General features: G+C 60.9%; 10 protein-coding genes and 5 pseudogenes. 6 read left to right on the top strand and 9 right to left on the bottom strand.

Features of this window, described 5'->3' with window-relative positions:
- Positions 1-288 precede the first annotated feature (288 nt).
- A pseudogene (locus NKH93_RS30450) lies at positions 289-402 on the top strand (hypothetical protein); the annotation flags it as partial.
- Positions 403-519: 117 nt separating this feature from the next.
- Here NKH93_RS30450 and NKH93_RS30445 read toward each other — a convergent pair.
- The 9 genes and pseudogenes from NKH93_RS30445 to NKH93_RS30405 all read right to left on the bottom strand — a co-directional run.
- Positions 520-984, bottom strand: a pseudogene (locus tag NKH93_RS30445) (SOS response-associated peptidase family protein); the annotation flags it as partial.
- 70 nt (positions 985-1,054) lie between these two features.
- A pseudogene (locus NKH93_RS30440) lies at positions 1,055-1,443 on the bottom strand (response regulator transcription factor); the annotation flags it as partial.
- Positions 1,433-1,828 carry a response regulator gene (locus NKH93_RS30435; RefSeq protein WP_502896522.1) on the bottom strand — a complete coding sequence of 132 codons (396 nt, stop codon included), beginning with the start codon at positions 1,826-1,828 and terminating at the stop codon, positions 1,433-1,435. The gene NKH93_RS30435 and the pseudogene NKH93_RS30440, both read right to left, overlap by 11 nt.
- Positions 1,815-2,458 (bottom strand): annotated as a pseudogene (locus NKH93_RS30430) (response regulator transcription factor). The gene NKH93_RS30435 and the pseudogene NKH93_RS30430 overlap by 14 nt, the downstream one beginning before the upstream one ends.
- A 383-nt stretch (positions 2,459-2,841) precedes the next feature.
- Positions 2,842-3,252: a cupin domain-containing protein gene (locus NKH93_RS30425; protein WP_352718760.1), complete on the bottom strand. Its 411-nt coding sequence runs from the start codon at positions 3,250-3,252 to the stop codon at positions 2,842-2,844.
- 11 nt (positions 3,253-3,263) lie between these two features.
- Entirely contained in the window at positions 3,264-3,578 is a 315-nt protein-coding gene (locus tag NKH93_RS30420) for a hypothetical protein (protein WP_352974843.1), read from the bottom strand.
- Between the two features lie 108 nt (positions 3,579-3,686).
- Entirely contained in the window at positions 3,687-4,442 is a 756-nt protein-coding gene (locus NKH93_RS30415) for an SDR family oxidoreductase (protein WP_352974841.1), read from the bottom strand.
- Between the two features lie 596 nt (positions 4,443-5,038).
- A complete protein-coding gene (locus tag NKH93_RS34405; RefSeq protein ID WP_502895853.1) occupies positions 5,039-5,257 on the bottom strand; it encodes a (2Fe-2S)-binding protein in 219 nt (72 codons plus the stop codon).
- 54 nt (positions 5,258-5,311) lie between these two features.
- Complete coding sequence (locus NKH93_RS30405; protein WP_352974838.1) at positions 5,312-6,235, bottom strand: MBL fold metallo-hydrolase; 924 nt, start codon at positions 6,233-6,235, stop codon at positions 5,312-5,314.
- Positions 6,236-6,627: 392 nt separating this feature from the next.
- On the opposite strand from NKH93_RS30405, the pseudogene NKH93_RS30400 reads away from it, so the two are divergent.
- The 5 genes and pseudogenes from NKH93_RS30400 to NKH93_RS30375 form a co-directional block, all read left to right on the top strand.
- A pseudogene (locus NKH93_RS30400) lies at positions 6,628-6,790 on the top strand (ABC transporter permease); the annotation flags it as partial.
- A 625-nt stretch (positions 6,791-7,415) separates the two neighbouring features.
- Entirely contained in the window at positions 7,416-7,784 is a 369-nt protein-coding gene (locus NKH93_RS30390; protein WP_352974836.1) for a hypothetical protein, read from the top strand.
- A complete protein-coding gene (locus tag NKH93_RS30385; RefSeq protein ID WP_352974832.1) occupies positions 7,714-8,496 on the top strand; it encodes an IPT/TIG domain-containing protein in 783 nt (260 codons plus the stop codon). Before NKH93_RS30390 ends, NKH93_RS30385 begins: the two co-directional genes overlap by 71 nt.
- Positions 8,497-8,787: 291 nt before the next feature.
- The gene (locus NKH93_RS30380) at positions 8,788-9,189 is read left to right on the top strand and encodes a hypothetical protein (RefSeq protein WP_352718641.1); all 402 of its coding nucleotides are present in this window, start codon (positions 8,788-8,790) and stop codon (positions 9,187-9,189) included.
- 59 nt (positions 9,190-9,248) lie between these two features.
- Complete coding sequence (locus tag NKH93_RS30375) at positions 9,249-12,530, top strand: DUF6603 domain-containing protein (RefSeq protein ID WP_352974826.1); 3,282 nt, start codon at positions 9,249-9,251, stop codon at positions 12,528-12,530.

Below are 12,530 nucleotides of genomic sequence, written 5' to 3'. Positions count from 1 at the left end.
ATCGATCCGCGCGGCATGCCGAAAACGCGCGATATCGTCGATCCCTACGAGCACATCGACCGCATCAAGGTGAAGACGCGGGATTTCCGATAAAGCTGCAGCGTTATCATGTGGTAGTCTCGCCCGCATGACGACGCTTTATGTCAATTGGCGCGCAAGACGGTGAGTCCTACAAAGCCGAACAAAACGCATCCGCCGAAATGGATCGAGCCCCAGCTCACGCGCCTCGTCGACGAAGCGCCCGACGGCCCGAACTGGCTTCACGAAATCAAGTACGACGGCTACCGCATGCACGCGCGGATCGACGGCAGCGACATCCGCTTGCTTACCCGCACCGGCCTCGATTGGTCGCATCGCTATCGAGCGACGATAGCGGCCCTGCGCGCGCTCCCGGTGAAAGACGCATATGTCGACGGGGAGCTGTGCGCCGTTCGGGCCGACGGTGTCACCTCCTTCAGCCGTCTGCAGGCCGCTATGGACGAGGGCCGCACGGGCGATCTTGCCTTCTTTGCTTTCGAGGTAGGGCGCGATGTCGGGTCCTGGCTCCATCGTCAGCATGGTGAATGCCTCGCCGACCTCAGGCATTTCACGCCAGATGCCGGCGATGCAGAAGATCGGCTCCTCCTTCTTTGTGAAGAGCCACTTGTCCTTGCGCTTCTTCTTGGGGTCTTCCGGATCGGTGAACTCGTAGAAGCCGTCCGCCACGATCAGGCACCGGTTCGACAAGAACTCTCGGCCCTCTGAACGGAAATTATAAACGGGCCGCTTGTTCGGTCCGGGCCAGCTCCAGCGCCGTTGCACCATATCGCCTTCGCTGAGCACGCCCTCGATCGTCCTGATGATCGGCGCCATGTCCGTGATCTTGATGTCTTCGCGCGCCTCGATGTTCGGCGCGCCTTCGCCGAAACGGATCTTGATCTTGAGGTCGGCGAAATCCTCCACGATCGAAGCGACATCCACCATCAATCGATAGTCATTGCACATCGGCCCTCCGTTCGATCGCCATCGCAGCGCGACCGTGTTCTTGTTATGTTCGAACGACGATGAGTGCAAAGGTTTGGTCCCGCACAGGCTTGGTGAGAAAATCCACCGCGCCGGCCTTCATCGCTTGGACAGTCATCGGAATGTCGCCATGCCCGGTCAGGAATATCAATGGCTTGGGATTGCCGTTTTGGGCCAGATGACGCTGCAGATCGAGACCGCTCGCTCCTGGCATGCGCACGTCGACGATGAGGCAACCTGGACTGTCCAACACATCGGAGTCAAGCAATTCGCGGGTCGAGGCAAAGGAGACTGGCTGGAAACCGCCGACAGGATCAATTCCGACAGGGCCTCCCGAACAGACGTATCGTCATCGACAATAATGACGAGCACCGGGTCCGCTTCACCCTTCCGCTGCTGCGCCGGCGCCGATCTCCATAAGAGCGGCTGGTCAACTCTCATGTCCGTCCTCCGCGTCATGGTTGCGCAAAGTCTCGCCGATGGCCGCAAGTAGGGCGTGGGCATCGAAGGGCTTCCGGAAGAACCCGCTCATCCCCTTCGCTCGGTCCTGATCGACTATCTCGTGACGACCTGTGATCAGGAAGACCGGCAGCTCCGGGCGTGCCCTGTTCACCAGGTCACGAAGTTCAAAGCCATCCATGCCAGGCATTCCGATGTCGGTGATCAGCACATCGAGCCCCGTTAGCCCGCAGATCAACAGTTGTTGCGCCGACGAGAAGCTGCGGGCCACATAGCCAGCGGATTCGAGGAGCTCCTCCATTGACTCGAGAAGTCTTGGATCGTCGTCGACCACCGCCACAATAGGTTTATGCTTACTCACGCTCACTCCCTGCCGCCCGGCGCGAGTGGGTTATCGGTATTTCCAGTCGCTCGGCGATACGCACGAGATCGGCAAGGGACGCTGCCATATCTTCTGCATGACGTTTCTTCTGTGGATTTGCAAAGTGACCTCGCTGATCCCAAGCTCGGCGGCGGCCTGCTTGTTGAGCAGGCCACTCACCACAAGCGGCAGCGCCTCACGCTCGCGTGGCGTGAGTTCCTGATGGCGCTGCTTCAACACGCCAAGTTCAGCGCGCTCCGATCTGATTTCTCGGTCGCGGGCGATCGCCACGCGAATTGCGGCCATGAGATCAGAATCGCTGAAAGGCTTGGTCAGGAAATCTACCGCGCCATCCTTGATAGCCCGGACGGATGACGGGATGTCGCCATGCCCTGTTATGAAGACGATCGGTAGATGATCCCTTCCCGCGATCTGCTTCTGCAAATCGAGCCCGCTGATATCCGGCAACTCGACATCGAGGATTAAGCAGGCTGGAAGGTCTGGCTTGTCCGCGCTGACATAGTGCCCAGCCGATCCAAAGGCGAGGGCACGCAGTCCGTGTGAAGCGAGCAACTCGCTCAGAGCCTCCCGAACGCGCTCGTCATCATCTACCACGAGGACAATATGATCAGTCACGGCGCAGACCTCCCTTCAGGGGATTGTTGGCGCTTCGTGCAGCAACTTGCTCAGCAATTGACTCTGGACTGATGGACTCACCTCAGTAACCTAGTCCCACCATTCCCGACTGCACCCTACGGAAATCCATGCATTGTGCGGCCGGCGGCGTCGGCGATCCTGCGCCGGTGAGGTGGCGGATGAGGTCGGATTTGCTTAGCACGCCTGCAGCCGCTCCATTGTCGTCACACACGACGACGAGGCCAATACCGGGCTTCGAAAGCGAAAGAGCAGCGACTTGCACCGCTGCATTGGGCGTCGAGCACCATCAGGCGAGCCTTCGTCATCGAGTTGAGTTGTTCGATTTGCATCAAAATCCTCCGAGAGATCGCCTGCTGTCGAGCTCATTTTTCGGATGTCGTCAGGTTGGTGTCGTTCGTATCGACAACGAACACGGCAAGCATGCGCGCGCGTTCCGTCTTGCTGGCATTCTCCTCGAAGGTGTGATGATCACCCGGAAACTCAGAAAAGTTTTCGCCGGCCCGATAAGTCTTTATCGGACCGTGATTGACCTGAGTGTTGATTGCTCCTTCGAGGACCGTGGCATAGATGAATGCCGACTTTGCGTGAGTGTGCGCCTGGGAACTGCCGCCGGGCTCATATTCGACAAGCACGCCCTTGATGCTCTTGCCTGGAACGTTGGGTAGCGGCTGGTCGTAGACCAGCGTGGCCCTGGGGCCGTGCGAATCGTCGGCCAGAGCGCCGGTTGCGGAGATGGCTGCGACAGCAGCGATGAGGAGTGTAGTCCTGATCATTGTCTTGGCTCCTAGTTGTGATGGGGGATCGCCGGCCGATGGGAGGGGCGGCCGGGGATCAGGCTCTCGCCGAGGGGACGCGGCGCGAGCAAATGGGGTTGATGATCGCGCTTCTCGCGCAGTACAAGTTTGCCGTTACTTCTGCGGCCTCGCATGACCGTGGTTCTGTCAGCCTTTGCTATATAGCGGCCATCAGTCAGTGTCTCGATGTAGTTCGTAGCCTGACAACCTTCGAACCGCGGGCCGGCGACGTATTTCTCGTCGTTGTAGACATAGAATCCAGAGGAACCATTGCCGTCAGCTTGTTCTCTTACATGGTAAGGCATTTCATCATTTCCTGCATTTATTTCTGCCGGTCTCATAGCTGGACCCGAAGGAGGTTGAGCTTCAGGATTGTCTCGTCCTGCTTGACCTTGAGGCGCGCGGGCCACACATCATCCGTGGAGCGAGGCGTGGCTGAACCAGTCTTCGAAGCGCGTTGTGCCGATGCGCGGATGGTCGCTTGGCACGAGCGAGCGGTCGTCCAGCAGCGTGCCAAAATATCGCGCATGGGGATCCGCGGTAACTTTGCGCGGATCGTTCGTAGCCTTCAAAAATCGCGCGACAAGCTCGCTCATGCGGACCGGCTCCGGACCCGCGATCTCGATCGCGCCGTTGACCGGCGGCGAGAGCGCAACCTCGGTCATGATGTCCGCGACGTTGTTAGACGCGATTGGCTGAAAATAGGCACTCGGGACTGTGGTGATGTCGCCGACCGTTCCTGACTGCGCGATGCCGCCAAGAAACTCGAAAAACTGCGTCGAGTGGACGATGGTGTAGGGGATGCCGGAGCTCCGAATGAGCTTTTCCTGGGCAATCTTGGCGCGCATATAGCCGCTATCGGGCAGACGCTCGGCCCCCACGATCGAAAGTGCGACGTGGTGCGTCACGCCCGCCAGCTTTTCTGCTGCGAGCAAGTTCCGGCCGGAAGTCTCGAAGAACTCCAGAACTGCCTTATCCTCGAAGGAGGGCGAATTTGCCAGGTCGATGACGGTCTGCGCTCCGGCGAGCACTTTCGCGAGGCCTTCGCCGGTAATGGTGTTGACGCCGCCGTTCGGTGACGCGGCGAAGACTTCATGGCCCTTGTTACGCAGCCTCTCGACTGTTTTCGAGCCGATCAGCCCGGTGCCACCAATAACCACGATCTTCATGACGACTTCCTCGTTCGCGTTCGGCGTTGATTGCCTGACCGAGCGGACAACCGCTGGCGCATCAGCTCCCGTCGTTCGGACAATGCATCGGGGCGCAGGCCCAGACTATCGAACGGAAGCATCTGTCATGTCATGCGAAGGTCTAGGATAGATGCATCCGTAGATTGGGGACTCTAGTCAGCAAGGAGACAGTGTCTCATCTGCTAGCCAACCGACATGCGGCGAGGGAGCGATCAGAAGGCCACATTCATCAGCAGCGTGAGGTCGGCGGAGGGCGACTTTCGGCCAAATAGCAAAATCGAACTCTTCGACCGAGATGCGCAGCGCAAAGCTGCGGCTCGCGTCGTGGAAAACGTAGTCGGTCTACGGTCAGACTTTCCCGTTCGCCACTGCTCTTTAGCAGCAGCGAGACAATACATCATGTCCATGGAAAAATCGCAGAGATCCGCGAGTGTGGGGAAGCGGTAACGCTCTATTAATCGAACCCTCGCGCATTTTGCAGCGCGACAGCGTCCGTGCCTCCTTCGTCAACCCGCGACTCCTTGGCGCTCGAGCAGTTGTTCAAACTCGTGTGTTCGTCGTGGTTCGATCTTGACTCAACAAGCGGCCGTCACTCCCAGAAAGCCGGCCTGCGGCAGCCGAGTCACGATTGGGAGGACCGCGCGCAGCCGTTGCAGGATGCCGCGCACGCAACGGCCGCACTTGGGACTGCAGCCGAGACAGCCATAGACCTGACTAATCGAGCGCGTCCGCCCCGCCTCGACGGCGGAGCGGACATCCTGATCGCTCAACACATTGCATGAACAGATGATCATGGCGCGGTGGCTCTCGACGGAGATTGGCTAGGTTGGTCGTCACCCGGCAAGCGGTCAGTAGTCCCAAACCGTCGGTACGCAACGAAAGGCGTCGCCGTCGACCGCCACATGGCAGACCGACGGGAACGGCAGGTGAGTGGCCACCAGCGGCTCGCGGTTCGCCGCGAGTTCCCGCATTAGACTAACGCGGACGCGGGCCGCCTCCTCGGGGTCGTGTTCGAAGCCGTTGTGCCAGTCGGGATGGTCGAATCCGACCTGGAACACGAGGTCCCCGGCGAACGTCAGCCGGTCGCCGCCTGACGCCAGACGGACCACGCTGTGCCCGGGGGTGTGGCCGCCTGTGCGACGGACGACCACCCCCGGCGCCACCTCGTGTTCGTCTTCGAACGGGCGCAGCTGACTGCGGTACTCATTGACGAATCGCTTGGCTGCCCGCCGAAGCGCGTCTGGAAACCCTTGCGGCATGGACACGCGGGAGAAATCGGGCGATTCCCAGAACTTGATCTCAGAGGCTGCAACGTGAATCCGCAGGTGCGGATTCAGCCGCTCCTTCACGCCGTCGATGAGCAGCCCGCCAATGTGGTCCATGTGCATGTGGGTCAGCACCACGTCAGTCAATGATGCCAGATCGATGCCAGCGGCCGTCAGTCGATGGATCAACTGCCCAGCCCGCGGCAAGTGCAACTCCGGGTCCGCCCCCAGCCCAGCGTCGACGAGTATGGTTTGGTCGCCGCTGCGCACCACAGCCACGTTCAGCGGCCACTCGAGCGTCTCCGGCGAGAGGAATTCGTCCTCCAGCCAGGCTGTCCGGACGGCCGGGTCGACGTTGTATGCGATGGTCGGGGCTGGAATTGGTAGGATCCCATCGCTGACCACGAGCACGTCAATCTCGCCGATCTTAAGTGCGTAGCGCGATGGAACCAGCTCGTCGGGCCCCGGTCGAGCGGAAATGTCGTCCACGTTCATGTTTGTGCTCATGTTTGTCTCCTGTTGATCGCCTTTGCCACGGCCATATCGGCCGCCTCCGCCGCTGGCCCCGTGGATCGGCGGACGGCCACACGGCGTCTGCACACGAGATTGCGCCGCCGCGGCCTGCGCGACCATCAAACGGAAGTATCGGTCAGGCAATGCGAAGGTCCATGACCGACCGTTGCAAGGGCGGATGATCTCCCGCAAACGTCGAAGAGACCGCTTCGAGCAGGGAATAGCCGCTGTGAGCAACTTGTAGCAATTGCCGGACGGCTCGTATCGTAAAGCGTGATCATCGGCGGATCCTGCTGCCGGTCTCGCAGCCGCATAAGCGCTCTCGCGGCGGCCGTCCGGCCGCAGGCGGGCTGACTGCTTTAGTGACTGCTTAACGAGAAATCAGACTGGCCGCCGGCAAAGGTTGGATAGCGCTGGCGCTGGCAGTGTTCGCGACATGGCGCCCCGCTGCGCGTCCTGCTCGGCGGCTTGACGATCCTGCAGGGACAGGCGCGGGCCTTCAGGCCCCCTCGGAGCAGCTATCGGGCCCTGCCCTACCTGGCGGCCATCGCGCTAGCGAATGCGTCACCTGTTTTGGCCCAAGAGGAACGGTGCGGCGTCGTTCACAAGCAGACACGTGAACCACTCGATGCGCAGCGGTTCTGGCCGCTGGCCGAGCATGGCGGCAAAGCTTTCCTGGATCTGCGAACTTGTCTGGTCGCCCGCTTGGAAGTCTTCGACGAGCCAGTAACGCTGAGTGATGCCATGGAGCGCTGCGCGACGCTCGGCCAAGGAGGCCCTATCGGTGAAATGGGATGGCAGCTCCCGAGCATGGCCGAGCTTACCAGCCTGGACTCGGACTTGTGGGCAAACGGCGGGTTCGAGCAATACAAGATTCCGCCTCTGAGCAGAACTGAGACGGCGTTTTGGACTAACACCAAGTGGCTCGGCGCAGAGAATTCCTGGGCGACCGTCACATTCAGTGCGCCGACTACTCTCGTGCGTCCTTTGGCTGAAACCGACAAGGCAGGCGTATGGTGTGTTCAAGGGGTACACGCAACCGGTCTGAAATGAGGCGTTAATCTGAGATCCCCTTTGGGAATCAGTGCGAGGTGGCAATGGATATCCCCCCGAACTGCTCGCTGCGCAAAGTGCCTTAATCCCGATGGTTATGGGCATTCCCGGAGTCCGGGGTGTGGATGTCAGCCTGAGAGAACAGGACGGAGTGATAGCCGACGAGGTCGTCCTTCGCGTCCTGGTCTCGGATCTGCAGAATGTCCCACCCGGAATCCCCACCGATATATCGGGAATCCCAATCACGATCGTTCAGCGCGATCCGCAGATCGAAGCAGATCTGGCGCGCTATCCAGTTGTCGTCGGCGGCATTTCTGTCGGCAGACTTACCTCACTTCTTGTTTCCTCCAGCGGAACGATGGGCGGGATAGCGCGGGAAAACAACACCGGACAACTACGCGGCATTAAGCAACGAGCATGTGCTGGGATCGGCTGTAGGGACGGCTGTCTACCAGCCGGAATTTTCAAACCTGCCGCCGTCTTCCGCTGATCTGCTCGGTACCCTTGCACGCTCATCGTTCCCGACCGAGCCAAGCTTTCTGCCGCCGTTCAAGCCGATCGGCTTCACGGATGCGGCCTGCTTCTCGATCGGGCGGGCGGCAGCAGCAGAGGTCGTGCAGATCGGTCCGATCACGGGGTCAGCGGTTCCCCAGCTGAATGACCGGGTGCGGAAACGTGGCAAGACGACATTGTTGACACATGGGGTCATCACGGCGATCGGAGCCTATGAGAACCGCGGGTCAATCCTGAGCAATCAGTTCGAAGTCACAGTCGACTCCAACCTGTCCACCGAATGGAGCAACAGCGGGGATTCCGGCTCGCTCGTGGTCAGAAAACTCAGCGGCGAGGTAGTCGGGCTCCATTGTGGCGGGACGGGAGGCACGTATGGTTATGCGAGCGACATAGAAACGACCGCTGCGGAACTGGGTATCTCACTCTTCTGGCCCATCCCGCAGGTGTCGTCGATATCGCCTTTCCAATGCAATTCACAGGGTGGCGATCAGGTGGACATCGACGGCATTGGCTTTCAGCTCGCCTCAGCCGTGTCGTTTGGTGGCGTGGCCGCCCTGTCGTTCGAGGTCCAGAGTGACCAGCGGATCGTCGCTATTGTGCCGCCTGGAAACGGCGTCGCGACGGCAATCGTGAACGCTCCCGGCGGCAGTTCGGACCCGTTGATCAGCGCGTCCATCGCATATTTTTGACCGGAAATTCATTCGCGGGCGCGCGATGAAGCGACCAAGCGATGGGCGTTTCTGAATTTGCGACGGAAGCTCGTCGAGAGCATAGATTTTTAGGCAATACTTAATGAAACGCGCCAACCGACGAGCCTAAACCTTTGTCTTACTGGTATTGCTTTCGCCCCCAAATCACTAACAAATATTTTCTTGGCGATGGATTGACGATTTGGATTGCTCAAACGCCGGATTCTGTAATACGCTTCCCATGGGGAATGTGGAGGGGCCTTTGTTCTTCGTATTGCGGAGAGGCCCATCATGCACCCGAATCTCACTTTCGGCCCGCTGCTCACGCCGCAAGGCAGGAATCTGGCCTCCAGATCAACAAACCCCACGATGCCTTACACCGGCCAGGATTTTGCCGTCCAGTCGACGGACTGGAACGCTAGCATCCTCGTCGCCGGGCCGTACAGCGAGGCCGGCAAGATCACCGGCGATCGCAACGGCAACGTCACGGTTTGGCAAGGAGAGGAGCAGGTCGACGGGCTTGTGCCAGCGTTGACCCTGGCGCACATCGTCAACATTCCGCCGAACGAGATAGCTCCCGGCACATACACGTTTCACGTCTTCATCAACGCACGGTGGGTGGCGGGAAGTTCAGTGGAGTCGAACTCTTTCAACACCTACACCTTCGACGGCGGCATCGGCCTCGGTTTCTGAACTTCGCGTGGAAGCGGTCGCGACAGGCGTGACCATCGTGCAGAGAGGGACAAGTCGCCGTGGCTTCGCTGGTTCAACTGATTATCGATTTCCTCAAGGAAAGCCTCGAGGGGGACCCGGCGGGAGGCGATCCTGCACCGCCCGGCAAGCTCGGCGACATTGCCGATATCAAGGACAAGCTCACTGCGATCCAGCTCGATCCGAACCACAACGGCATAGCGGACTGGCTTGATACGATCGACGGCGTGCTCAACGACGTAGGGCTCAGGGACACCATCATCGTCCGCGCGCTGCAGATTCGCGCGCCCCGGCTGGCCGAGGCACTGACGTTGGCGGGCCTGATCGAGATCGAGTTTCGCGATCTCGACCCACGCGCCTTCGCGTTTCGCCTCGCCTGGAACCGGCTTGACGCGTTCTTGCGCTCGCCCGGCGATACGAGCCTGGCGGTTCTGCTCTCGCGCATACAGGACCTCGATGACCTGAAAGTCGCCCAGGTACTCACCGGGTTGCTGCTGTTTTCGCCGCGCGAGCTCCTGAAGCTGGAATATGCGCAGCAAGGATATGCTGCGCTGCCCGACCCTCATCCCGCCGGGGCAGTCGATCTGATCCAACTCGTCCAGGATCTCATCAATTCGCCGCTCAAGCTTGGTATGCCGATCACGCCGCCGTTGGACGTGGCCTCGTTCAAGGCCAAGGCGGCCGAAGGCGCGGCGCTCCTAACGGATTACCTGGCAGTAGTCGGGCCGGACGTTCTGGGCGCAAACAGGCTGGACGGCCTCGGCGTCGAGCTCAAATTGAGCAATGCAACGGCCTTCGTGGCAGGTTCGCTCGACCTCGGCAGCGGCGTCCGGCTGGTTGCATCGACGACCGATGCCGGAGCGCAGACCTACCGCCTCGTCATGAAGAACGGATCCTTCGATCCCGCTCTCGCCTCAAGCGGCGTGTTCGAGGCCGGCTTGCGGTTCGATCCACAAGGCGGGGCGGCGATCATTGGACCACCCGGCGACACAAGGCTGGAGGTGGGTCCGGCGCGGCTGCTTCTTCGCTTGCAACCAAATGTGCTGGCAGGCTCGCCGCTCTTCGGCCTGCGGGGGATCGTCGAGCGTGTATCCTTCGTTTTTTCGACGAAGCCTTTGGGTCTGCTTTCCAGCATCGTCTCGCTCCCTGCCGAGGTGCGGTTTCAAACGGAGATCTCGATCGGCTACCTGCAGGGCGTCGGCCTGCAGACGATGGGTGGACAAGCGGGCCTGCCGCCATTGGCCACCGAGTTCACCGTTCCTGTCAATCTCAGCGTAGGCGGAGGCGCCGCCGGCCTGACGATCGAGCGTGTTCTGGTCCGCATCGAGGCAAAGCTTGCCGGCGAAAGCCTGCGTTCGCGCATTGTCCTGCACTTCGGCGCGAATGGCGCATTCGGGCCGGTGCGCATCGTGGCCGACGGGATGGGCGCCTGGTTCGGGCACTGGGACGATGGTTTCCTCGGCATTGAGGGCCCTACCGCGCTCGGCGTTTCGCTGGAGGCCGGCCCGGTGGCCGGGGGCGGCTTCCTCGCCAAGCTCGGCAACGACGAATATGCCGGCGGGCTCGAACTGAAGGTGATCGGCATCGGCGTCGACGCCTTCGCGCTTTTCGGACAGGCGGACGGCGCACCGGCCTTCGTGGGCATCCTCGGAATAAGGCTGCCGCTGCCGGGCGTGCAGATCGGCTTCGGCTTCGCCATCACCGGCGTTGGCGGGCTAGTCGGCATCAACCGGCGTGCTGATACCGACGTGCTGCGCGAACAGCTTGCCTCGGGAACAAGCGGTCAGATCCTGTTCTGCGACAATCCGACCAACAACGCCCTGACTGTCATCGGCCAGCTTCCGCGCCTTTTCCCGGCGGCGCGCGGCGTGTTCCTGGTGGGGCCGACCTTCCAGATCTCATGGCTCGAACTGCTTCGTCTCGATGCTGGAATCTTCATCGAGCTTCCGGGGCCGCGGCAGATTTTCATCGCCGGCTCGGCACGGCTGGTCATCGGCTCGGAAGAGTTCGCCCTCGTCTACCTGCGCATGGACTTCGTCGGCGGCATCGATCTCACCAAGAGCCTGATCTATTTCGACGCAGTGCTCGTCAATTCGCACGTGATGCAAGTGTTCAAGATCACCGGCGGCATCGCATTGCGCATCGCCTATGGCGACAATGGTTATTTCCTGTTCAGCGTCGGCGGCTTCCACCCATCTTTCAATCCGGGTGGGCTCGAACTGCCGCGCCTCGCCCGCGCTGGCACATGTGCCTCGGTGGGCATCGCCTGGTTCAAGCTTGAGAACTATTTCGCGCTGACGTCGAATACGTTCCAGATCGGCGCCGCCGTCGAAGCCGGCATCGAGCTAGGTCCCATCTCCGCGCATGGCTGGCTCCGCTTCGACGCCATGGTCCAGTTCGAGCCGTTCTATTTCGTCGCCACGATCGATGCCGGTTTCGATATCGAGATATTCGGCGAATCGCTTTGCGGCGTGCGCTTGCAGGGCAAACTGAGCGGCCCCGGACCGCTGGTCATCGAGGCAAGAGCCTCGGTGAAAGTGCTGTTCGTGAGAGTTTCCGAGAGCGTCACCATCCAGCTAGGAAGCAGTGGCGGCAGCCAGGTTCCCGCCATCACCAATATTGTCGCGCTGCTGGCGCCCGAGTTCGCTAAGCCCGACAACACGCGCAGCGAGGGCGAGGACCGCAGCGTCGTGCTGCGCCAGGGCGCCCCGACGCTCGTCAACAATATTCCGGTGGTTGGCGCGGTCGGCGCGATCATCTGGGAACAGAGGCGCGTACCCTTCGGTCTTGATCTCCAACGCTTTGAAGGTGCGCCCCTGGCGCCCGGGCAGAATGGCAACCACCACCTTACGCTTGCGACGCCCGACGCATCGGCCGGCATCGAGCAGGACTGGTTCGGGGCCGGCACGTACCTGACACTTGCCGAATCCGAGGTGCTGAACAATGCACGCTTCACGCAGGCGCAGTCCGGCATCCGCATCTCGCTTCTGGAACCGAGCTTCGGCGCCAGCGAGGACTGCACCGTGATGCTCAAGCTTGTGAAGCTGCCGAAACGTTTCCTCTTCCCGTTGCTCATCGAGGCAGCCGGCTACATGCTGGCTTCCCTTGCCAGCATGCAGCGGGAGCGATCCGGCATCGCCACTGTCCAGCCAGGCGCGCCACGCATCACTGCCTCGCAGGAGATTTGGAACGCGCATGATTCTGCCGGCAGCGTGCTGCAGAAAAATCTAAGCTCGACGCAGGCATTCCTGCTGACGCGGAGCGGCAAAGGCGTTGCCCAGCCGGCGACCGCCCAGACCGTCAACGTCGTGGGAGTGATCTAG

The sequence above is a fragment of the Mesorhizobium sp. M0954 genome, assembly GCF_040319155.1.
Classification (GTDB): domain Bacteria; phylum Pseudomonadota; class Alphaproteobacteria; order Rhizobiales; family Rhizobiaceae; genus Mesorhizobium.
This window is presented reverse-complemented; position numbering and strand designations above follow the sequence as displayed.

Coding starts and splice junctions, on each gene's coding strand:
- NKH93_RS30425 (WP_352718760.1), bottom strand. CDS start 3,252: ATGATCAGGACTACACTCCTCATCGCTGCTGTCGCAGCCATCTCCGCA.
- NKH93_RS30420 (WP_352974843.1), bottom strand. CDS start 3,578: ATGCCTTACCATGTAAGAGAACAAGCTGACGGCAATGGTTCCTCTGGA.
- NKH93_RS30415 (WP_352974841.1), bottom strand. CDS start 4,442: ATGAAGATCGTGGTTATTGGTGGCACCGGGCTGATCGGCTCGAAAACA.
- NKH93_RS34405 (WP_502895853.1), bottom strand. CDS start 5,257: ATGATCATCTGTTCATGCAATGTGTTGAGCGATCAGGATGTCCGCTCC.
- NKH93_RS30405 (WP_352974838.1), bottom strand. CDS start 6,235: ATGAGCACAAACATGAACGTGGACGACATTTCCGCTCGACCGGGGCCC.
- NKH93_RS30380 (WP_352718641.1), top strand. CDS start 8,788: ATGCACCCGAATCTCACTTTCGGCCCGCTGCTCACGCCGCAAGGCAGG.